15 protein-coding genes are annotated in these 21,736 nt (G+C 65.6%); 5 read left to right on the top strand and 10 right to left on the bottom strand.

The window, feature by feature from the left end; all coding sequences use genetic code 11:
* Positions 1-206: 206 nt before the first annotated feature.
* The 8 genes from ACPFMA_RS11710 to ACPFMA_RS11675 all read right to left on the bottom strand — a co-directional run bounded on the left by ACPFMA_RS11710 (position 207) and on the right by ACPFMA_RS11675 (position 14,150).
* On the bottom strand, positions 207-1,691 hold the full coding sequence (locus tag ACPFMA_RS11710; RefSeq protein ID WP_425930241.1) for an efflux transporter outer membrane subunit: 1,485 nt from the start codon (positions 1,689-1,691) through the stop codon (positions 207-209).
* Positions 1,688-4,801: an efflux RND transporter permease subunit gene (locus ACPFMA_RS11705; protein ID WP_425930240.1), complete on the bottom strand. Its 3,114-nt coding sequence runs from the start codon at positions 4,799-4,801 to the stop codon at positions 1,688-1,690. Before ACPFMA_RS11705 ends, ACPFMA_RS11710 begins: the two co-directional genes overlap by 4 nt.
* A gap of 31 nt (positions 4,802-4,832) precedes the next feature.
* On the bottom strand, positions 4,833-7,931 hold the full coding sequence (locus tag ACPFMA_RS11700) for an MdtB/MuxB family multidrug efflux RND transporter permease subunit (RefSeq protein WP_425930239.1): 3,099 nt from the start codon (positions 7,929-7,931) through the stop codon (positions 4,833-4,835).
* Entirely contained in the window at positions 7,928-9,256 is a 1,329-nt protein-coding gene (locus ACPFMA_RS11695) for an MdtA/MuxA family multidrug efflux RND transporter periplasmic adaptor subunit (RefSeq protein WP_420059441.1), read from the bottom strand. The genes ACPFMA_RS11700 and ACPFMA_RS11695 overlap by 4 nt, the downstream gene beginning before the upstream one ends.
* Before the next feature lie 178 nt (positions 9,257-9,434).
* On the bottom strand, positions 9,435-9,935 hold the full coding sequence (gene tpx / locus ACPFMA_RS11690; protein WP_009400333.1) for a thiol peroxidase: 501 nt from the start codon (positions 9,933-9,935) through the stop codon (positions 9,435-9,437).
* A gap of 238 nt (positions 9,936-10,173) precedes the next feature.
* Positions 10,174-11,454 (bottom strand): serine/threonine transporter, encoded by a 1,281-nt coding sequence (locus ACPFMA_RS11685; protein ID WP_425930238.1) that lies wholly within the window; start codon positions 11,452-11,454, stop codon positions 10,174-10,176.
* Between the two features lie 277 nt (positions 11,455-11,731).
* On the bottom strand, positions 11,732-12,925 hold the full coding sequence (locus ACPFMA_RS11680; RefSeq protein ID WP_425930237.1) for an aromatic amino acid transaminase: 1,194 nt from the start codon (positions 12,923-12,925) through the stop codon (positions 11,732-11,734).
* A gap of 214 nt (positions 12,926-13,139) precedes the next feature.
* A complete protein-coding gene (locus tag ACPFMA_RS11675; protein WP_425930236.1) occupies positions 13,140-14,150 on the bottom strand; it encodes an Ldh family oxidoreductase in 1,011 nt (336 codons plus the stop codon).
* A 114-nt stretch (positions 14,151-14,264) separates the two neighbouring features.
* Here ACPFMA_RS11675 and ACPFMA_RS11670 point away from each other — a divergent pair, with 114 nt between their 5' ends.
* Positions 14,265-15,506 (top strand): NAD(P)/FAD-dependent oxidoreductase, encoded by a 1,242-nt coding sequence (locus ACPFMA_RS11670; protein ID WP_425930235.1) that lies wholly within the window; start codon positions 14,265-14,267, stop codon positions 15,504-15,506.
* A 106-nt stretch (positions 15,507-15,612) separates the two neighbouring features.
* Here ACPFMA_RS11670 and ACPFMA_RS11665 read toward each other — a convergent pair whose 3' ends face one another.
* Positions 15,613-16,161: a DUF4174 domain-containing protein gene (locus tag ACPFMA_RS11665; protein ID WP_064303076.1), complete on the bottom strand. Its 549-nt coding sequence runs from the start codon at positions 16,159-16,161 to the stop codon at positions 15,613-15,615.
* A 228-nt stretch (positions 16,162-16,389) separates the two neighbouring features.
* On the bottom strand, positions 16,390-18,750 hold the full coding sequence (locus tag ACPFMA_RS11660) for a DNA polymerase II (protein WP_425930234.1): 2,361 nt from the start codon (positions 18,748-18,750) through the stop codon (positions 16,390-16,392).
* A gap of 273 nt (positions 18,751-19,023) precedes the next feature.
* Between ACPFMA_RS11660 and ACPFMA_RS11655 the strand changes: the two genes are divergently transcribed.
* From ACPFMA_RS11655 to ACPFMA_RS11640, 4 genes are all read left to right on the top strand, one after another.
* The gene (locus ACPFMA_RS11655) at positions 19,024-19,710 is read left to right on the top strand and encodes a sel1 repeat family protein (protein WP_425930233.1); all 687 of its coding nucleotides are present in this window, start codon (positions 19,024-19,026) and stop codon (positions 19,708-19,710) included.
* A 77-nt stretch (positions 19,711-19,787) separates the two neighbouring features.
* On the top strand, positions 19,788-20,480 hold the full coding sequence (locus ACPFMA_RS11650) for an AzlC family ABC transporter permease (RefSeq protein WP_425930232.1): 693 nt from the start codon (positions 19,788-19,790) through the stop codon (positions 20,478-20,480).
* Entirely contained in the window at positions 20,480-20,803 is a 324-nt protein-coding gene (locus tag ACPFMA_RS11645; protein ID WP_420059449.1) for an AzlD domain-containing protein, read from the top strand. The genes ACPFMA_RS11650 and ACPFMA_RS11645 overlap by 1 nt, the downstream gene beginning before the upstream one ends.
* Positions 20,800-21,651: a helix-turn-helix transcriptional regulator gene (locus ACPFMA_RS11640; protein WP_064303072.1), complete on the top strand. Its 852-nt coding sequence runs from the start codon at positions 20,800-20,802 to the stop codon at positions 21,649-21,651. The genes ACPFMA_RS11645 and ACPFMA_RS11640 overlap by 4 nt, the downstream gene beginning before the upstream one ends.
* The last annotated feature ends 85 nt before the right edge of the window (positions 21,652-21,736 follow it).

Here is a 21,736-nt window from a genome sequence, read left to right as displayed (position 1 = left end):
AGCGCGGGCAATGTGCCAGCGCAAAAATCCGATGATTGTACTCAAGCTTTTGGGAAACGCACGGAGTTTCAATGGTGACCGGATGAACTGAAGGCTGGACGCGGACCCTGTGGGAGCGGGTTCACCCGCGATTACGGGAGTGAATCCACCATCGCAATCGCGGGTGAACCCGCTCCCACAGGGTCCGCGTCGGCCAAGAGAAGGCGCTACTCCTGCGCCGCGGTCATCTGCCCATCCCACCCACCGCCCAGCGCGGCAATCAGCTGGACACTGGCCACCAGCCGGCCCTGCAGCAGGTTGAGTACGCTGCGCTCGTTGCTCAGCGCCGTGGTCTGCACATTCACCACGTCCAGGTAGCCGATCAGCCCGGCCTTGTACTGGTTCTCGGTCAGGCGCAGGGATTCGCGCGCCGATTCCAGCGCTTCCTGACGCACCACCGCCTCATCGCCATACACCTTGAGCTGCACCAGGTAGTTTTCCACCTCGCGGAAACCATCCAGCACGGTCTGGCGGTACTGCGCCACGGTCTGGTCGTACACCGCTTCGGTACGGTCTACCTCGGCCGAGCGCTTGCCGGCGTCGAACAGGGTCATGGCCAGGCTCGGCCCTACCGACCAGAAGCGGTTGGGCAGGCTGATCCAGTTGCTGAAACTGCTACTGCTGTAGCCGCCGTTCATGCTCAGGCTCAAATCCGGGAAATAAGCGGCCCGGGCCACGCCGATATTGGCGTTGGCGGCCATCACGTTGCGCTCGGCGGCGGCGATATCGGGACGGCGCTCCAGCAACTGCGACGGCAGCGACAGCGGAATCTGCGGCAGGGCCGGAATAGTATCGGTGGCGGCCAGGGAAAACTCCGCCGGCACCTTGCCCAGCAACACGGCGATGGCGTTCTCGTACTGCGCACGCTGCCAGACCAGATCCACAAGGTCGGCCTCGGTGGTCTTGAGCTGGGTTTGCGCCTGGGCGACCGCGTCCTTGCCGGACACCCCGGCCTGGTACTGGTTCTGGGTCATCTTCAGCGAACGCTGGTACGCCGCCAGGGTCGCTTCGAGCAAGCGCTTCTGCTGGTCGATCACCCGCAGTTGCAGGTAGTTCTGCACCAATTCCGACTGCTGGCTCAGGCGGATCGAGGCCATTTCGGCGAAGCTTGCCTCGGCGCTGGCCTCGTTGGCGTTGAGCCCCTCGCGCAGCTTGCCCCACAGGTCGATTTCCCAGCTCACCCCCAGTTGCGCGCTGTAGGTGTCGCGGATCCCGCTGCTGTTGTTGCTCAGGCTGGAGCTCGAACTCCCGGTGCCCTGGCTCGAACGGGTCTTGCTGGCGCTGAGATCGAGGCTGGGGAACAGCGAGGCCCGCGAGCTGCGCACCAGGGCCTGGGCCTGGCGGTACTGGGCCTCGTACTGGCGCACGGTCTGGTTGTTGGCATTGAGTTCGGCGACCAGCGCGTTGAGTTGCACATCGCCATACAGCTCCCACCAGGCTCCACGGGCCAGGGTGTCGGACGGCGTAGCCTGGGTCCAGCCCTCGGCATGCTTGAACGGCACGTCGGTGTGCATGGCCGGGCGATGGTAATCCGGGCTCAGGGTGCAGGCGCTGAGCATCGCCACGCACAGGCCGGCCGCCAGCAGGCGCGAGCCACGGGCCCCGAGCAGGCGCATCAGCGAAGAATCGGAAAGAAGCAGGCGTTGGCTCATAGCGGGGTTTCCAAAGCGGCATCGGTGCGCACGCCGCGCCAGCGGTTGAAGCGGTGGCGGGCGCGGTCCAGGTAGAGGTAGACCACCGGGGTGGTGTAGAGCGTGAGGACCTGGCTGAAAACCAGGCCGCCGATGATGGTCAGGCCCAATGGCTGGCGCATTTCCGAGCCCTCGGCATTGCCCAGCAGCAACGGCAGGGCACCGAGGATCGCCGCCAGGGTGGTCATCAGGATCGGCCGCAGGCGCAGCAGGCAGGCGCGGCGGATCGATTCTTCGGGGTCCAGGCCCTCGTGGCGCTCGAGTTGCAAGGCCAGGTCGATCATCAGGATGGCGTTTTTCTTCACCACGCCGATCAGCAGGAACAGCCCCAGCAACGAGATCAGGCTGAACTCGCCACCGGTGACGTACAGGGTCAGCAAGGCGCCGACGCCCGCCGAGGGCAGGGTCGAGAGGATGGTCAACGGGTGAATGTAGCTTTCATAGAGAATGCCCAGCACCAGGTACACCAGCACCAGTGCGCCGAGGATCATCAGCGGCTGGCCCTGCTGGGTCTTGACGAAGGCATTGGCATTGCCGCCGAGCTTGGCGATGACGTCTTCGGGCAAACCGACCGCGGCCACCGCACGCTCCACCGCCGCCAGGGCTACGTCCGGGGTGTAGCCCTCAGCGATATCGAAGGAGATGTCCTCCGCGGCGAACTGCCCTTCGTGACTGACCCGGTCATCGGCCAGGGTGTTCTCGTAACGGGCGAAGGTGGACAAGGGCACCCGCGCGCCGTCGGCGGTGATCACCTGGACCTGCTCCAGGGTGCTCGGGTCCTGGGCGTACTTCGGGTTGATCTCCATCACCACCTGGTATTGGTTCAGGCTGTCGTAGATGGTCGAGATCTGCCGCTGGCTGTAGGCGTTGTTGAGCACGGCAGTGACCATGTTCATGTCGATGCCCAGGCGCTTGGCCTGGTCGCGGTCGACCACCAGGGTCACCTGCTGGGTGCCGCCGCCGTCGCGGGCGTCAATGGCAGTCAGTTCGGGCAGCGCACGCAGGGCCGCGACCACCTTCGGGTACCAGTTGCGCAATGCCCCCAGGTCACCGCTTTGCAGGGTGTAGAGGTACTGCGAGGTGGTCTGGTCGCGACCGCCTCCGCCCAGTTGCAGGTCCTGGTCGGCCTGGAGGAACAGGCGTCCGCCGGGCACCAGGGGCATTTCCTTGCGCAGGCGCTCGATCACCTGCTGGGCCGAAAGCTTGCGTTCCTTGATCGGCTTCAGGCGCACCAGGACCATCGCGTTGTTGGTGCCGCTGTTGCCGCCAATGAAACCGGCCACGCTCTGCACCGCCGGATCGGCGAGCAAGGCACGCCGGTAGATCTCCATCTTCGGCTGCATCACGCTGAACGACAGGCCGTCGTCACCGCGCACGAAGCCCATCAACTGGCCGGTGTCCTGCTGGGGCATCAAGGTCTTGGGCACCACCACGTACAGGGCGATATTCACCCCGATGGCGACGAACAGGCTGAGCAGGGTCAAGCGCCGATGACGCAGGGCCCAGCCGAGGCTGCGGTCGTAACCAGCGACCATGCGCTGGTTGACCCGCTCGCTCCAGCGTTGCAGGCGGGTCTGCCCCGCCGCAGGGTCATGGGGCTTGAGCCAGCGCGAGCAGAGCATCGGGGTCAGGGTCAGGGACACCACCAGGGAGACGATGATCGCCGCCGCCAGGGTGATGGAGAACTCGCGGAACAGCGCGTTGACGATGCCGCCCATGAACAGGATGGAGACGAACACCGCCACCAGCGAGACGTTCATCGACAGCAGGGTGAAGCCTACCTCGCGGGTTCCGAGATAGGCCGCGCGCAGGGGCGGCTGGCCGTCCTCGATATGCCGCGAAATGTTCTCCAGGACCACGATGGCATCGTCCACCACCAGGCCCGTGGCAAGGATCAGCGCCATCAGCGACAGGTTGTTCAAGGAAAAACCGCACAGGTACATGACCGCGAAGGTGCCCACCAGCGACACCGGCACCGCCAGGGTCGGGATCAGCGAGGCGCGGAAATTGCCGAGGAACAGGTACACCACCAGCACCACCAGGACCACGGCGATCAACAGGGTGTGCTCGGCTTCCTTGAGGGTCGCCTTGATCACCGGCGAGCGGTCCATGGCGATGTTCAGGGTAACGCTGGACGGCAGCAGCGATTGCAGGGCCGGCAGCTGTTCCTTGATCTGCGCCACGGTCTCGATGATGTTGGCGTTGGTCTGCCGGTTGATCACCAGCAGCACCGCTTCCTGGTCGTTGAAGAAGCCGCTGTTGTAGCGGTTCTCCACGCCGTCGCTGACCTTCGCCACATCGCTCAGGCGCAGCACCGAGCCGTCCTGGTAGCGGATCACCAGCGGTTCGTAGTCCTTGGCCTTTTCCAGCTGGTCGTTGGCCCGCACCTGCCAATTGCGCCCGGCGTCCTCGATAAAGCCCATGGGCCGGCGCTGGTTGGCCGCGGCCACGCTCTCGCGCACGTCTTCCAGGGCCAGGCCGTACTGGGCAAGCATCTTCGGCTGCAGCTCGATGCGCACCGCCGGCAGCGAGCTGCCGCCGATCTGCACCTCCCCTACCCCGGCCACCTGCGACAGGCTCTGCGACAGGATGGTCGAGGCCAGGTCGTAGAGCTGGCCCTTCTGCAACACGTCGGAGGTCAGCGACAGCACCATGATCGGTGCTTGCGACGGGTTGATCTTCTTGTAGGTGGGCATGCTTTTCATGCCGCTGGGCAGCAGGTTGCGCGCGGCATTGATGGCCGCCTGCACTTCCCGCGCGGCGCCGTCGATATCGCGGTCCAGGTCGAAGCCGAGAATGACCCGGGTCGAGCCCTGGCTGGAGCTGCTGGTCAGGGTAGTGACCCCGGCGATGGTGCCCAGCTTGCGCTCCAGCGGCGTGGCCACGGTCGCCGCCATCACCTCGGGGCTGGCGCCCGGGAGGCTGGCCGAGACCACGATCACCGGAAAGTCCATCTTCGGCAACGGCGCCACTGGCAACAGGCCGAAGCTCACCGCACCGAGGAGCATGATCGCCAGGCTCAGGAGCATAGTCGCCACCGGGCGACGGATGAAAGGCGCGGAGAGGTTCACGACAGGCTCCCGCTCATCACGGCCATGACGCTCATGCCTGCTCCCCGCTGGCCGCTGGCTGCGGCTTGAAGCGCCGCGCCAGGCGATCGAAGTACAGGTAGATCACCGGCGTGGTGAACAGGGTCAGGACCTGGCTCAGGGCCAGGCCACCGACCATCACCAGGCCCAGCGGTTGGCGCAGCTCGGCACCGGAACCGCTGGCGAGCATCAATGGCACCGCACCGAACAGCGCCGCCAGGGTGGTCATCAGGATCGGCCGGAAGCGCAGCAGCGCCGCCTGGTAGATGGCCTTCTGCGGCTCCATGCCCTGGTTGCGTTCGGCCTCCAGGGCGAAGTCGATCATCATGATCGCGTTCTTCTTGACGATGCCGATCAGCAGGATGATGCCGATGATGGCGATCATGCCCAGGTCGTTGCCGCTGAGGATCAGCGCGAGCAAGGCGCCCACCGCCGCCGAAGGCAGGGTCGAGAGGATGGTGACCGGATGGATGTAGCTCTCGTAGAGCACGCCAAGCACGATGTACATGGTTACCACGGCAGCGAGGATCAGCAGCAATGTGCTCGACAGCGAGGCCTGGAAGGCTTGCGCCGCGCCCTCGAAGCGGGTCTGCACGCCCAGCGGCATGCCGATGTCCTTCTGCACCTGCTCGATCAGTTGCACGCCCTCGCCCAGGGACACGCCCTCGGCCAGGTTGAACGACAGGGTCACCGCCGGGAACTGGCCGATATGGGAAATCGCCAGTTGCGCCTGGCGCTCCTCGACATGGGCCAGGGCCGACAGGCGCACCTGGCTGCCGGCGGTGGTCTTGACATAGATGCCGTCCAGCGCCTTGGGCCCGAGGGTGGCCGCGGCTTCGGCCTGGAGCACCACGCGGTACTGGCTGGCCTGGGTGTAGATGGTGGAGATCTGGCGCTGGCCGAAGGCGTCGTACAGGGCGTTGGTGATTTCCGAAACGGTCACCCCAAGGCGGCTGGCGGCGTCGCGGTCGATCACCAGGAACACCTGCAGGCCCTTGTCCTGCAGATCGCTGGCGACGTCGGTCAGTTGCGGGTATTGCTGCAGGCCATGCACCAGCTTGCCGCTCCAGTGCGAAAGCAGCTCGGCATCCGGCGACGACAGGCTGAACTGGTACTGGGTACGGCTGACCCGGTCCTCGATGCTCAGGTCCTGCACCGGCTGCATGAACAGGCGGATGCCGCTGAGGCGGTCGACCTGCGGTTGCAGGCGGGCGATCACCTGGGCGGCGGTCAGGTCACGCTCGCCGTGGGGCTTGAGGTTGATCAGGAAGCGCCCGCTGTTGAGCGTGGCGTTGTCCCCATCGACGCCGATATAGGACGACAGGCTGTCCACGGCCGGGTCCTCGAGGATCAGTGCCGCCAGTTCCTGCTGGCGCTGGCTCATGGCGGCGAAGGACGTGGCCTGCGGCGCCTCGGAAATGCCCTGGATCACCCCGGTGTCCTGCACCGGGAAGAAACCCTTGGGCACGGCGATATACAGCAGCACGGTCAGGCCCAGGGTCGCCACCGCCACCAGCAGGGTCAGCGGCTGGTGCCTGAGCACCCATTGCAGGCCACGGCCGTAATGCTCGATCAGCCAATCGATCCAGGCGCCGCTGGCCCGGTAGAAGCGGCTCTGCTCCTGCTCCTTGGGTTCACGCTTGAGCAGGCGCGCGCACATCATCGGGGTCAGGGTCAGGGATACCACCAGGGAAATCAGGATCGCCACCGCCAGGGTAATGGCGAACTCGCGGAACAGCCGCCCCACCACATCGGCCATGAACAGCAGCGGGATCAGCACCGCGATCAGCGAGAACGTCAGCGAGATCAGGGTGAAGCCGATCTGCCGCGCGCCCTTGAGCGCGGCCTGCAGGGGCGTCTCGCCTTCCTCGATGTGGCGGGCGATGTTCTCCAGCATGACGATGGCGTCGTCCACCACGAAACCGGTGGCGATGGTCAGGGCCATCAGGGTCAGGTTGTTGATGGAGAAGCCGGCCAGGTACATGACGCCGAAGGTGCCGATCAGCGACAGCGGCACGGCGATGGACGGAATCAGGGTGGCGCTGACGCGGCGCAGGAACAGGAAGGTCACCATCACCACCAGGGCGATGGCGAACAGCAGTTCGTGCTGCACGTCGCGCACCGAGGCGCGGATGGTCTGGGTGCGGTCGGTGAGCACGCTGACGTCCAGGCCGGCCGGGAGGTTGTCGGTGATTTCCGGGAGCATGGTCTTGATCCGGTCCACCACCTCGATCACGTTGGCCCCCGGCTGGCGCTGGATATTCACCAGCACCGCCTGGTTCTGGTTGGCCCAGGCGGCCAGGCGCTCGTTTTCGGCACCATCGACGATCTCGGCGACATCCTTCAGGCGCAGCGGCGCGCCGTTGTTATAGGCGAGGATCAGGTTGGCGTATTCCTCGGGAGAGCGCAGCTGGTCGTTGGCGTCCAGCATCGACACCCGGGTCGGGCCATCGAAGTTGCCCTTGGGCTGGTTGACGTTGGACGCGCCGATCAGGGTACGCACGTCGGCCAGGTTCAGCCCTGCTGCCGCGAGGGCGTCGGGGTTGACCTTGATCCGCACCGCCTGGCGCTGGCCACCGGCGATACTGACCATGCCGACGCCGCTGATCTGGGCGATCTTCTGCGCCATGCGCGTATCGACCAGGTCGTTGAGCTTGGGCAGCGGCATGGTCTTCGATGAAATCGCCAGGGTCAGCACCGGGGTATCGGCCGGGTTGACCTTGTTGTACACCGGCGGCGCCGGCAGATCGCTGGGCAGCAGGTTGCTGGCGGCGTTGATCGCCGCCTGTACCTGCTGCTCGGCGACGTCCATGTTCATTTCCAGGCTGAAGCGCAGGGTCAGCACCGAGGCGCCGCCGGAGCTGGTCGAGGCCATCTGCTCCAGGCCCGGCATCTGCCCGAACTGGCGTTCCAGCGGGGCGGTCACCGCGCTGGTCATCACCTGCGGGCTGGCGCCGGGGTACAGGGTCATGACCCGGATGGTCGGGTAATCGACCTGGGGCAGCGCCGCCACCGGCAGCAGCTTGTAGGCGATCAGGCCGGCCAGGACGATGGCCAGCATGCTCAGGGTGGTGGCGACCGGGCGGAGAATGAACAGGCGCGAAAGGTTCATGCGCCGGCCTTGCCGCTGGATGCCGGGGCTTCGGAGACCTCGGGCTTGTCCTGGCCTTGCAGGTGCTGGCCGGGAGTGGTCGGGACCTTGGCCGGGTCGTCCACCACATCGACCTTGGTGCCATCGCGCAGGCGGTCGGTGCCTTCCAGCACTACCCGCTCGCCCTTGGCCAGGCCTTCCTTGACCACGGTGCGTTCACCATCGCTGGCGCCGACCTTGAGGTTGCGGATATGCACCTTGTTCTCGTCGTCGATGACATAGACGAAGGTGCCGTTGCTGCCGAACTGGATCGCCGCCGCCGGCGCCAGCACCACGTCCTTGAGGGTGTCGGCCAGCAGCCGGGCGTTGACGAACTGGTTGGGGAACAGGGCCTCGTCGCGGTTTTCGAAGCGCGCCTTGAACTTGAGGGTACCGGTGGTGATGTCGATCTGGTTATCGATGCTCGCCAGCACGCCGGTGGCCTGCTGGCGCGTGTCGCCACGGTCCCAGGCCTCCACCGGCAGCGGCGTACCGGTACGGAAGCGGGCCAGCACGGTGTCCAGCTCGTTTTCCGGCAGGGTGAAGGCGACGGTGATCGGCTGGGTCTGGGTGATCACCACCAGGGCGGTGGTGTCGTTGGCCGCCACCAGGTTGCCGAGGTCGAGCTGGCGCAGGCCGAGACGGCCGGAGATCGGGGCGCGGATCTTGGTGAAGTCGAGATTGAGCCTGGCGTCGCCCACCGCGGCCTGGTTGGTCTTGATCGTGCCTTCGTACTGCGCGACCAGCGCGGCCTGGGTGTCGAGGGTCTGCTTGGCGATGCTGTCCTCGGCATACAGGCCCTTGTAGCGGGCCAGGTCGATCTGCGCGTTCTTCAGTTGCGCCTGGTTCTGCGCCAGGGTGCCCTCGGCCTGCTGCAGGGCGATCTGGTAGCTGCGCGGGTCGATCTCGGCGAGCAGGTCGCCGGCCTTCACCTGCTGGCCTTCCTTGAAGTAGACCTTGACCAGTTCCCCCGCCACCCGGCTGCGCACATTGACCGTGTTGGTCGCGGTCACGGTCCCCAGCGCCTTGTAATAGACCGGGAAGTCGCCAACCGTGGCCGCGGCCACCCGCACCGGAACGCTGGCAGTGGACGAGCCGAAGCCCGGGCGGCCGCCGCCGACCCCGGCCATGGCGCCGCGGCGACCACCGGCATTGCCTTTGGCTTCGCCCTGGGCGGCCGGCGTGGTGTGGGACTGTGCGCTGGGCCAGAGCCACCAGCACAGGCCGGCGATGACCAGCAGGATCAACAGGCTCAGGAGCCAGCGGCGGGAGGAACGGGAGGAAGATTGCATCGGGTTCTCGACCATGAGTACGCAGGAAACTTTGAAGGAGGCTGAACGATAAGCACTCCAAGCGTTTTAGCAAAGCGCCTTTACCGGCAATTTACCGATAACTGACGTTGCCAAGTTTCTGAACTTTAAATAAAAACGGCCTGGACTAAGCCAGGCCGTTTCAGGGTGTTGCAGGATCGTCGTGCCGCTTGCCTTACTTCAGGACCGCCAGGGCCGCGTCGTAGTTCGGCTCTTCGGCGATTTCGCCCACCAGCTCGGCGTGCAGGACCTTGTCGTTCTCGTCCAGGACCACTACCGCACGGGCAGCCAGGCCGGCCAGTGGGCCGTCGGCGATGGCCACGCCGTAGTTCTCGAGGAACTCGCGGCCGCGCAGGGTCGACAGGTTCTGCACGTTGCTCAGGCCTTCGGCGCCGCAGAAGCGGGCCTGGGCGAACGGCAGGTCGGCGGAAATGCACAGCACCACGGTATTGGCGATGTCGTTGGCCTGGGCATTGAACTTGCGCACCGAGGTGGCGCAGGTTGGCGTATCGACGCTCGGGAAGATGTTCAGCACCTTGCGCTTGCCGGCGTAGTCCTTCAGCGACTTGTCGGCCAGGCCTTCTCCAACCAGGGAGAACGCAGGCGCCTGGGCGCCGGCCTTCGGCAGTTCGCCTTTGACCTGAACCGGATTGCCTTTGAGAGTCACTTGAGCCATGAGCGGAGTCCTTATGCGGGGTTGAAAAGACCCAGAGTTAAGCACGAAAGTGCGCCGGCACCTATGGGGCAATGCAAATTGTTGAATTGTCGGACGTTTCTTGTGGACAATCTGCCGATTTAAAGCCGAACAATCATGCCCGCCTTGATTGGCCCCTGTGGGAGCGGGTTCACCCGCGATTACGTTGGTGAATTCACTGACGTAATCGCGGGTGAACCCGCTCCCACAGGGTTTCGCGTTAGGGCAGCAGCGAATAGACGACGGAAGACAGCGCCACCAGGCCGACAACCACAACAAACACATTCGACGCCTTGCCGCTGTACTTGCGCATCGCCGGGACCTTGCGGATGGCGTACATCGGCATCAGGAACAGGATCGCCGCGATCACCGGGCCGCCCAGGGCTTCGATCATGCCGAGGATGCTCGGGTTGAGGGTGGCGACGATCCAGCACACCACCAGCATCAGCGCGGCGGTCACCCGGTCCAGGGTCTTGGCCGCAGGTCGCTTGCCGGTCTTGAGGATGATGCCTTTCAGGCCCTCGCTGGCGCCGATGTAGTGCCCCAGGAACGACTTGGCAATGGCCACGAAAGCGATCAGCGGCGCGGCGAAGGCGATGGTCGGGTTGCTGAAGTGGTTGGCCAGGTACGACAGGATCGACAGGTTCTGCGCCTTGGCCTCGGCCAGTTGCGCCGGGGACAGGGTCAGCACGCAGCTGAACACGAAGAACATCACCATCGCCACCATCAGCAGGTGGGCACGGGCCAGGATCTGCCCGCTGCGCTCGTCGGCATGGGCACCGTAGCGGCGCTTCTGGTCGACAGCGAAGGCCGAGATGATCGGCGAATGGTTGAAGGAGAAGACCATGACCGGGATCGCCAGCCACAGGGTGTGCAGGAAGGCGCCGCCACTCGGCACATCGCCGGCGGTGCTGAGGATGCCGCCGTTCCAGTGCGGAACCAGGAACACCGCGAGGAACGCCAGGGCGACGATGAACGGGTAGACCAGCAGGCTCATGGCCTTGACCGTGGCCTGCTCGCCGCAGCGTACGATGGCCAGCAGGCCGAGGATCAGCACGAACGACAGCAGCGCCCGCGGAGGCGGCTGGATATGCAGCTGGTGCTCCATGAAGCTGCCGACGGTGTTGGTCAGGGCCACCGAGTAGATCAGCAGGATCGGGAAGATGGCGAGGAAGTAGAGCACGGTGATCATCGCACCGGCACTCAGGCCGAAGTGCTCTTCCACCACTTCGGTGATATCGCCGCCGTTGCGTCCGGACAGGACGAAGCGGGTCAGGCCGCGGTGGGCGTAGTAGGTCATCGGGAAGGCCAGCAGCGCCAGGATCAGCAGCGGCCAGAAGCCGCCGAGGCCGGCGTTGATCGGCAGGAACAGGGTGCCGGCGCCGATCGCGGTGCCGAACAGGCCAAGCATCCAGGTGGTGTCATGACGGTCCCAGCGCGCAAGGCTCGCGGCCGGGGTGGATTCGAAGCGTTGTTCAACGCTCGGGGACTGCTCGTTCATTCCGGGTGAAGCTCCACTCGCAAGACTGCAACAGCGCCGCAAGTGGCTGAATAGACGCCTCAGCACACCCCGGCCATAAAAGAGGGGCGCGATTGTGCGCTGAAAGGTTGCACTTGCAAAGCCCTGTCCGAGGAATGGTTGCACCTTTGCGGTGCATAGACAGCAGGATTTTGAGGTGTTGCTGATGGCCTCATCGCTGGCAAGCCAGCTCCCACAGAGACCGCGTGCGCCGCGGATCCTGTGGGAGCTGGCTTGCCAGCGATAGGGCCCTCAAGACTTACTGAACCGCAGCGATCGCCTCCGCCACCTGCTGCAGGTTGTCAGGGCGCAACCCCGACATGCACACCCGGCCGCTGTCAATCAGGTATACGCCGAACTCGTCGCGCAGACGGCGCACCTGGGCCACGCTCAGGCCGGTGTAGCTGAACATGCCGCGCTGGCTGAGGAAGAACGAGAAGTCCTGACCCGGCAACAACACCGCCAGCGCATCCACCAGGCCCTGGCGCATCTCCAGGATACGCAGGCGCATCTGCTCGACTTCCGCTGCCCATTGGGCATTCAACCCGGCATCGTTCAATACCGTGGCCACCAGTTGCGCACCGAAGGTGGGCGGGCTGGAGTAGTTGCGGCGTACGGTGGCCTTGAGCTGGCCGAGTACGCTGGCCTGGGTCTGGGCATCGTCGCAGACCACGGACAGCCCTCCTACCCGCTCGCCATACAGCGAGAAGATCTTCGAGAAGGAGTTGCTGACCAGGCACGCTACGCCGGCACGGGCGGCCTCGCGGATGGCGAAGGCGTCCTCGACCAGGCCTTCGCCGAAGCCCTGGTAGGCGATGTCGAGGAACGGGATCAACTCGCGCGCCTTGACCACTTCGATCACCTGCTGCCATTGGGCCTGGGTCAGGTCGACGCCGGTGGGGTTGTGGCAGCACGGGTGGAGCAGGACGATGCTGTTGGCCGGCAGGGTCTGCAGGGTAGCCAGCATGCCGTCGAAGTCGACGCCACGGGAGGCCTGGTCGAAGTACGGGTAGGTATTCACCTTGAACCCGGCACCTTCGAAGATGGCACGGTGGTTGTCCCAGGTCGGATCGCTGACCCATACCTGCGACTCGGGGAAATAGCGCTTGAGGAAGTCGGCACCGACCTTCAGCGCGCCGGAACCGCCGACCGTCTGCACGGTGGCGACGCGGCCGCTGGTCACCGCCGGGTGATCGGCGCCGAACAGCAGGTTCTGGATGGCCTGGCGGTACCCGGCCAGGCCTTCCATCGGCAGGTACAGGGAGGCTTCGTGGGGCTTGTCGGCCAGGCGCTTCTCCGCCTCGCCCACGGCTGCCAGTTGTGGCACCACGCCGGCCGCGTCGTAGTACAGGCCGATGCTCAGGTTGACCTTGTTGGCACGCGGATCGGTCTTGAAGGTCTCCATCAGCGACAGAATCGGGTCACCGGCATAGGCATCGACATGTTTGAACACAGCGCACAGCTCCTTGGGGCAGGATGAATCGAACAAAGTGTGTCGAGCATACCCGGACTCGCGGTGCAGGAACATGCCCTTGGTGCAAGGGTTTTGTGCATGAGTGCATGAATCGAAAAAACACCGCGGCCCGTGTGGGAGCGGGTTTACCCGCGATTGCAATGGTGAACTCACTAACGCAATCGCGGGTGAACCCGCTCCCACAGGGTCCGCGCTAGGCTAGGGATTGCAGTTGTGCCCATTCCTCCGCCGTCACGCCCACCCCTTCCCGCGCCGACTGCTCCCGCTCCCTGAACCGCCGCTCACCTGGCATCCGCGTCACCCCTGCCGCCTCCATCTGCCGCACCAGTTCCCGCGCCCGCGCGGCGAAGCGCTCGCCCTGGGCCAGGCGTGGATCGATGACGATGATCAATTGCCCGGTCCACGGCGTCTTCGCCCCTGGATGCCGCGACCAATCGAACTCGAAGGAGAAATTGCCGCCGGTCAGCGCCGCCGCCAGCAATTCGACCATCATCGACAATGCCGAGCCCTTGTGCCCGCCGAACGGCAGCAGCGCCCCGCCATCGAGAATCGCCGCCGGGTCCCGAGTGGGCCTGCCGTCGCGGTCAACGCCGATGCCCTCGGGCAGCAACTCGCCCTTGCGCGCGGCGATCTGCACATCGCCATGGGCCATGGCGCTGGTCGCCATGTCGAAGACAATCGGCGCCCCGCCCGCGCAGGGCGCGGCAAAGGCGATCGGGTTGGTGCCGAACAACGGCCGCCGCGCGCCCTCGGGCACCACGCAGGTCATGCTGTTGACCACGCTCAGGGCCACCAGCCCCTCTTCGGCGAACGGCTCGACGTCCGGCCACAAGGCGGCGAAATGGTGGGAATTATGGATTGCCAGTACCGCGATCCCGGCGCTGCGCGCCTTGTCCACCAGCAGTTCGCGGGCCGCAGCCAGTGCCGGCTGGGCAAACCCGCCAGCGGCATCGACACTCACATAACCGCTGGCCACATCGCTGACCACGGGCTCGGCCCGGCCATCGACCCAGCCGCTGGCCAGGGTAGAAAGATAACCGGGGATACGGAACACGCCATGGCTATGGGCACCATCACGCTGGGCACTGGCACAGTTGGTCGCGAGGGTGGCGGCCACCGTTTCACTGCAACCATGACGAACGAAGATGCGCTGCAACAGGTTCACCAGGTCGGCGAACGGAATCCGTGTGGCAGGTGCGGACATCTGAAGCTCCCTTGCTTGGAATTGGATTGGGATCGGCTACCCGTGGACTTTCTCCGGATGACCGCTATCTGTCAAAGTCTGTAGCAACCCTGATCACGCTGGAGGTGTACCCGCATGCAATGCCAAACCCTCGTTCTCGGTGCCGGAATCGTCGGCGTCAGTACCGCCCTGCACTTGCAGGCGCGCGGACGGCAAGTCGTGCTGATCGACCGCAACGAGCCCGGCAGCGGCACCAGCCATGGCAATGCCGGGCTGATCCAGCGCTCCAGCGTGACGCCCTACGCCTTTCCCCGCGACCTGAAAACCCTGGCTCGCTACAGCCTCAACCGCCAATCCGCGGTGCGCTACGACTGGCGCTACCTGCCACGGGTCGCGCCATGGCTGCTGCGTTACTGGCAGCAGTCCGCCCCTGCCCCGCTGGCCGACGCGACCCGGGCCATCCAGCCGTTGATGCAACGCTGCGTCAGCGAGCACGACCCGCTGATCGAAGCCGCCGGGGCCCAGGCGCTGGTCCGGACCGAGGGCTGGATCGAGCTGTACCGGGATCAAAGCGCCCTGGCCGCCGCCACCGCCGATGCCGCGAATCTCGGGCCCTACGGCCTGGCCTTCGACCTGCTCGACCGCCAGCAGCTGCATGCCCGGGAGCCCAGCCTGAGCCAGGCGGCCATAGGCGCCATCCACTGGCTCGATCCCAAGACCGTAAGCAATCCCGGTGCGCTGGTGCGCGCCTATGCACGCCTGTTCGTGCAGCGCGGCGGGCAGTTCATCCACGGCGATGCGCGCAGCCTGCGGCAGGTCGGGGGGGGCTGGCAGGTCAGCAGCCAGCGCGGGCCGATCGATGCCCGGGAGGTGGTCATTGCACTGGGCCCGCAGGCGGCCGAGGTGCTGAAGCCGCTGGGCTACGCCATTCCACTGGAAAGCAAGCGCGGCTATCACATGCACTTCCAGGTGCGTCCGGGCATGCCGCTCCGGCATTCGATCTGCGATGTCGAGGCCGGCTTCGTCATCGCGCCGATGGACCAGGGCATTCGCCTGACCACCGGCGTGGAGTTCGCCGCCAGCGACGATCCGGGCAATGAAATCCAGTTGAAGCGCTGCGAAGTGATCGCCCGCAGCCTGTTTCCGCTGGGCGAGCGGCTCGACAGACAGCCGTGGCTGGGGCGCCGCCCGTGCCTGCCGGACATGCGCCCGGTGATCGGCCCGGCGCCACGGCATGAAGGGCTGTGGTTCAACTTCGGGCATGCCCACCATGGCCTGACCCTGGGGCCGGTCACGGCAAGGCTGGTGGCGGAGATGATGTGTGGGGAAGTACCGTTTACCGACCCGGCGCCCTATAGCGCCGGGCGTTTCGGTTGAGATCAAAAGCGGTATGCGGATCCTGTGGGAGCGGGTTCACCCGCGATTACGATAGTGGAATCACCGACGTAATCGCGGGTAAACCCGCTCCCACAAGGTTCGTGTTTCAGTCTTCCAGCGGTTTCGGAGGTGGCAGCGGTTTTGCCGGCTTGGCCGGCTTGGCATCCGCCTTGCCCGCCTTGGCATCGGCGGCGGCTGGCGCCGCCTGGGGCTCCGGCTTGCTGATCGCCTTCTCTTCCGCCGGCAGCGCATCCACCGCCGCGAAGATCTTGCTCATATCCAGCGAACCGTCGTTGTCCAGCACGTGCTTGCTGCCGTCCTTGCCCACCAGGGTCACCTGGGTGCCGTTCTGCGCGCCGCGGCTGACCTGGCGGATCAAGGCCATGGTGGTCTGCTGTTCGAGGTTCTTGTCGTCACGCTTGCCGATCATCCCTGCCACGCTGTAGAGCACCAGGCCGCGCTCCTTGAAGCCGGCCTGGGTCGCCGGGTCCTTGAGTGATTCGTTGAGGCTTCGCAACAGCGGGTCGGCGCTGGTCGGGGCGATGACCACCAGCGGACGGGCCCGGCCCGCATCCAGATCCAGAGGGTTGTCATCGGCCAGCAGCGGACCGGCGATGGCCAGCAGGACGGCAAGGGTCAGGGACCGGACGAGCATGTGTTTCTCCTTCTTCATTCCTCGTAACAATGACTACAGACCTCAAGGAAAGATCCGAAGGTCGGAGCCTAAACGACTGCGCAGGGCAACTGCCCGGGACAAAGGTAACTTTCGGTTTCAGAAAGGTAATTTCTCACGTGCCGAAACGAAAAGTCCGACACGCCTAGACAGGAGGATAGTCGATGGCGGGAAGCTGCGCGGAAGATACCCTCGCAGCGAAAGATTCCTCTAGAACAACCCCATCTGCCGATCGATCAAGCCGGCGAAGTCATCACCGACGAAGGGCAATATCGCGTCCGCCACCGGCTGCAACTGACGGCTGAGGTAGTGATCGTAATCGATCGGACTGCGCCGGTTTTCCAGCGGTTCCGGCCCGCTGGTGGTGATCACGTAGCTGATCCAGCCGCCGCGCTGGTACTGCCGCGGCCGCCCCTGGCTGTCGTTGTATTCGTCCGCCAGCCGGGCGGCGCGGACATGCGGCGGGACGTTGCGCTGGTAGTCGTCCAGCGGGCGGCGCAGGCGCTTGCGGTAGATCAGCAATTCGTCCAGCTCGCCGGCCAGGGTGCGCTGCACGTAGTCGCGGACGAAATCGCGGTACGGCTCGCGCTGGAAAATCCTGCGGTACAGCGCCTGCTGGAACTCCCGGGCCAGCGGCGACCAATCGGTACGCACGCTTTCCAGGCCCTTGTAGACCATTTCCTCGCTGCCGTCGGCGCGCCTTACGAGGCCGGCGTAGCGCTTTTTGCTGCCCTCCTCGGCGCCGCGGATGGTCGGCATCAAAAAGCGCGTGTAATGGGTCTCGTATTGCAGTTCCAGGGCGCTTTCGAGCCCGTACTCATCGCGCAGGTGGTCGCGCCACCACTGGTTGACCCCTGCCACCAGCGCCTTGCCGATGCGGTCGGCGTCCTGCGGAGCGTGGGCGCTCTTGAGCCAGACGAAGGTGGAGTCGGTATCGCCATAGATCACTGTATAGCCCTGGGCCTCGATCAATTGCCGGGTGCGCTGCATGATCTGGTGCCCACGCAGGGTGATGGACGAGGCCAGCCGCGGATCGAAGAAGCGACAGCCGCTGGAGCCGAGCACGCCGTAGAAGGCGTTCATGATGATCTTCAAGGCCTGGGACAGCGGCGCGTTTCCTTCGCGCTTGGCCGCCTCGCGGTTTTGCCAGACCCGTTCGACGATGGCTGGCAGGCAGTGCCGGGTCCGCGAGAAACGCGCCTGGCGAAAGCCCGGCACCGAGTGCTCGTCGTTCGGCTCGCGCAGGCCTTCGATCAGGCCCACCGGGTCGATGAGGAAGGAACGGATGATCGATGGGTACAGGCTCTTGTAATCCAGAACCAGCACCGATTCGTACAGCCCGGGCCGCGAATCCATGACGAAGCCGCCAGGGCTGGCCTCGCCCTCGCGCCCGCCCAGGTTCGGCGCGACGAAGCCGAGGCGGTGCATCAGCGGGATATACAAATGGCAGAACGCGGCCACCGAGCCGCCGCTGCGGTCTGCGGGCAATCCGGTGACCGTGGCCCGTTCGAGCAGGAAGTCCATCAACCGGGTCTTGTCGAAGATTCGCGTGACCAGCTCGCAGTCCTTGAGGTTGTAGCGCGCCAGCGCCGGACGGTCCTCGGCGAACATGCGGTTGATCTCGTCCATGCGCTGGTAAGGGCTGTCGATGGCCTTGCCTTCGCCAAGCAGGGTCTGGGCCACGTTTTCCAGGCTGAAGGACGGGAAGCTCCAGGTTGCCGAGCGCAGCGCCTCGATACCGTCGATGATCAGCCGGCCGGCGGCGGCGGCGAAGAAATGCGTGCGGCTGCCGTGCTCGCGCCACTCCATCGGCTGCTTATCACGGCCCAGCAATAGCGGTACGTCCAGTTGCTTGCTGTGCTCGTGGAGCACACGCAGGTCGAACTGCACCAGGTTCCAGCCGATGATCGCGTCCGGATCATGTCGGGCCAGCCAGGCATTGAGGCTGTGCAGCAACTCGGCACGGGTCTCGCACCAGGCCAGGTCGAAATCCACCGTGCTGCCATCGCCGTTGGCCGGTCCCAGCATGTACACCTGCCTCTGGCCGCAGCCTTCAAGGGCGATGGAGTACAGTTCGCCACGCTCGCTGGTCTCGATATCCAGGGACACCAGTTTCAGGTGCGGGCGGTAACCGCTGGAGGGTTTGAGCTGGGCGTCCAGGTAAACGCCGTCGGCATCGACCTTGCCACTGAACGCTACCGGCGCAGTGATGAAGCGCTCCATCAAATAGCGCTCCGGCGGTCGGATATCGGCCTCCAGTACCTCGATACCGGCGCCGCGCAGGCGTTTTTCCAGCTGGATCGCCTGGCGTTGCTGGCGGCAGTAGAGGCCGTGGACCGGCTGGTGTTCGAAGTCCTGCAGGGCCAGCGGGCGCAGTTCCACGTCGCGCTCGCCGCGCAGCAGTTCGCGGGCGCGGGCCTCGTACTGCGCCGGGATGAAGGCCACCGAGGTCTGCAACGGCAGGCGCAACAGGCGCGGGCCGGCATCGGTGGCCAGCCAGAACTCCACCTGGGTGCCCTGGGGCGTGTCCCGCCAATGGCGGGTCAGGACAAAGCCCTGTTGTGGCTGCACCGGTCCTCCGGGAACGCTGATGATCGCTGACGCTACGCGGACCCTGTGGGAGCGGGTTTACCCGCGATGACGGTAGTGAATCCACCGACGCTATCGCGGGTAAACCCGCTCCCACAGGGTCCTGGTGTGCCAGACAAAAAATGGCAACGGATTCTACCCGACGCGACGGGTTTCGGCGCGCCCCTCATCCCGTTAGAATGCTCGGCCAGGAGCCCCTTCCCTCACTATGGACAGTGCCCGACCTCATGTATTGCGCCCCGCAGGACCAACCCCGTGCCAGTTGACCGCCCCCTGCTCTCCCTGTTGTGGCTGCTGCCGCTGACGGCACTGGCCGGCGACCCGGTTATCGACCCGCATGCCGACCTGCTTTACCGCCAGGCCCTGCCGCTGCTGGAAAAGGCCGAGGCACAGAGCAACGCGCTGCCGCTGGATGCCCTGCCCACCGATCGCGAACTGATCCGCAAGGTCCAGGCCCTGGACCAGACCCTGCAACCGGCCGTGGCCCTGCTGCAGCGCGCCGCGCTGTTGCAGCACCCGGTGGCCGAATACCGCCTGGCCCTGCATTACATCACCCACCTTCCCGCCGGGCAGATCGCCGCCGAAGCCTGCCCGTTGCTGCGCTCCAGCATCGCCCAGGGCTTTGCCCCGGCCGCGCTGGAAGTGGTCAACTGGTGTCCCGAGGTGCTGGAAGACAGCACCTATCGCCAGGCCCTGGAGCAGGTGTCGACACGCAGTTCGATGTATGCCGGCTACTACCCGCAACCCGCCGTGCGCCTGCTGTGCCTGCGCGAGCGGCCACAAGGCCTGGCCATGCAGTGGGGACGCCAGCGCGACTTCCAGGCCGAGGTCTATCGCCTGCTCGCCGGGCTGGACGCCAGCCAGCGCGTCACCTACGCGCACAAGGCCATGGAAATCAACGGCTGCCAGGCTGCGCAACACCAACTGGTCAGCCACCTGTAGCAGACAGCAAGATCGTTCAAGGCGCCCGGCCGGCGCTCTGGCATGCTGCGTGACCGTTCCTTGCCGTGTTGTCGCCCATGCCTGCATCCATCGCCCGTACTGCCTGTATCAAAGGCGCCATCGCCTGCCTGCCGCTGTCGCTGGCCGTCGCGCCCTGGGGACTGCTGGCCGGTTCCATGGCCATCGAAGCCAAGCTTACCCCGCTGCAAAGCCAGGGTTTGTCGGCGATCGTCTTCGCCGGAGCGGCGCAACTGGTGGCCATCGGCATGCTCAAGGGCGGCGCCAACCTGTTTTCCATACTGCTGACCACCTTGCTGCTGACCTCCCAGCACCTGCTCTATGGCCTGTCGATGCGCCCGGTACTGTCGGAGTTGCCGGCCCGCTGGCGCCTGACCCTGGGCTTCCTGCTCACCGACGAGTTCTTCGCCCTGGTCAGCCAGCATGACCGCCAGCAGTTCAACCGTTGGTACGCCTTTGGCGTCGGCTTCACCTTCTACCTGGCCTGGAACCTGTTCACCCTGGCCGGGATCATCCTTGGCCAAAGCATTCCGCACCTGGACCAACTGGGCCTGGACTTCTCCATCGCCGCCACCTTCGTCGCCCTGATCGCGCCCACGGTACGCAGCGTGCCGACGCTGGTCTGCGTGGCGGTCGCGCTGTTCTGCTCGGTGCTGTTCAGCTACTGGCACTGGGAAACCGCGCTGGTCGCCGCCGGGCTGCTGGGCATGGCCGCGGGCTTTATCTGCCAGAAACTATCCGGAGCACGCTGATGGTCTTCATCCTGATCCTGGCCATGGGCCTGCTGGTCTTCCTCAACCGCTACGCGTTTCTCGAACCGCGCCTGCCCCTGCGCCTGAGTTCCAACGCCCGGCAATTCCTCGGCTTCGCCGTACCCGGGATGCTCACCGCGATCTGCGGACCGATCGTGTTCCTGCCCGGGCAGCAACTGAACCTTGACCCGGCCAACCCCTACCTGCTGGGTTCGCTGCTCGCCGTGGTGCTGGTACTCTGGACGCGCAATACCCTGCTCAGCATGCTGCTGAGCATGGGCTTCTTCTTTATCTATCGCGCCTGGCTGAGCGGTTCGCCATGACACAGGTTCCACGGGAACAGACCCATTTCTGGCAGGCAGCGGCGCTGGACAACCTCGAGTTGCTCCAGGCCCGCTATTTCCAGCAGCGTTTCGCTCCCCACGTGCACGAAGGCTATTCCATCGTCGCCATCGAGACCGGTGCGCAGTGCTTCTGGCACCGCGGCGCCGACCATGTGGCACCGGTGGGCAGCGTAGTGCTGATCAACCCTGAGGAACTGCATACCGGCGCCCGCGCCCACGAGAACGGCTGGAGCTACCGCGGCTGCTACCCGGACGTGACCCATATGACCAGCGTGCTCGACGAACTGGAACTGGATGCCGGCGGCACGCCGGGCTTCAGCGCCAGTGTCCTGCATGACCCGCCGGTATTCCGTGCCCTGCTCGGCCTGCACCGCTGCGCCCAGCAAGGCGCCAGCGCCCTGGAGCAGCAATCGGCCTGGCGCGAGGCAGCGTTGCTGCTGATGCAGCGCCACGCCCGGGTCCGCGACCCGCGCGCCCCGGGCAACGAACCGCTGGCGGTGGTCCGCGCCCGCGAGCTGCTGGATGCGCGCCTGGATTGTCCGCCGTCGCTGGAGGAACTGGCGGCTGCCGTGCACCTGTCGCCGTTCTACTTCGCCCGGGTGTTCCGCCAGGCCACCGGCCTGCCACCCCATGCCTGGCTCAAGCAGCGCCGCCTGGCCCGGGCCCGGACCCTGCTACGCCACGGCTACCTGCCCTTCAACGTCGCCGTGGACCTGGGTTACGCCGACCAGGCCCACCTCAATCGACAGTTCAAGCAGGCCTACGGCGTCACGCCCGGCGAGTACCGCCGCGCCTGCATGAACGCCGCGTCGATCTCTGTTCGATAATCGAACACAACCCGGTCCTGCCCCCTCAAGCGCTCGTCACCCCTCTCCGATAGCTATTGGCAAACCCGCCCGAAGTGGCGGGACC

Origin of the sequence: Pseudomonas sp. NyZ201, from assembly GCF_049860765.1 — a bacterium.
Classification (GTDB): Bacteria; Pseudomonadota; Gammaproteobacteria; order Pseudomonadales; family Pseudomonadaceae; genus Aquipseudomonas; species Aquipseudomonas bharatica.
Note: the sequence above shows the minus strand (reverse complement) of the source record. Positions and strands in the feature narration are given on the sequence as shown.

What these genes read in the sequence shown, in the direction of transcription:
- ACPFMA_RS11710 (WP_425930241.1), bottom strand. Translation starts at nt 1,691, where the DNA reads ATGAGCCAACGCCTGCTTCTTTCCGATTCTTCGCTGATGCGCCTGCTC.
- ACPFMA_RS11700 (WP_425930239.1), bottom strand. Translation starts at nt 7,931, where the DNA reads ATGAACCTTTCGCGCCTGTTCATTCTCCGCCCGGTCGCCACCACCCTG.
- ACPFMA_RS11695 (WP_420059441.1), bottom strand. Translation starts at nt 9,256, where the DNA reads ATGGTCGAGAACCCGATGCAATCTTCCTCCCGTTCCTCCCGCCGCTGG.
- tpx (WP_009400333.1), bottom strand. Translation starts at nt 9,935, where the DNA reads ATGGCTCAAGTGACTCTCAAAGGCAATCCGGTTCAGGTCAAAGGCGAA.
- ACPFMA_RS11685 (WP_425930238.1), bottom strand. Translation starts at nt 11,454, where the DNA reads ATGAACGAGCAGTCCCCGAGCGTTGAACAACGCTTCGAATCCACCCCG.
- ACPFMA_RS11675 (WP_425930236.1), bottom strand. Translation starts at nt 14,150, where the DNA reads ATGTCCGCACCTGCCACACGGATTCCGTTCGCCGACCTGGTGAACCTG.
- ACPFMA_RS11670 (WP_425930235.1), top strand. Translation starts at nt 14,265, where the DNA reads ATGCAATGCCAAACCCTCGTTCTCGGTGCCGGAATCGTCGGCGTCAGT.
- ACPFMA_RS11665 (WP_064303076.1), bottom strand. Translation starts at nt 16,161, where the DNA reads ATGCTCGTCCGGTCCCTGACCCTTGCCGTCCTGCTGGCCATCGCCGGT.
- ACPFMA_RS11650 (WP_425930232.1), top strand. Translation starts at nt 19,788, where the DNA reads ATGCCTGCATCCATCGCCCGTACTGCCTGTATCAAAGGCGCCATCGCC.
- ACPFMA_RS11645 (WP_420059449.1), top strand. Translation starts at nt 20,480, where the DNA reads ATGGTCTTCATCCTGATCCTGGCCATGGGCCTGCTGGTCTTCCTCAAC.
- ACPFMA_RS11640 (WP_064303072.1), top strand. Translation starts at nt 20,800, where the DNA reads ATGACACAGGTTCCACGGGAACAGACCCATTTCTGGCAGGCAGCGGCG.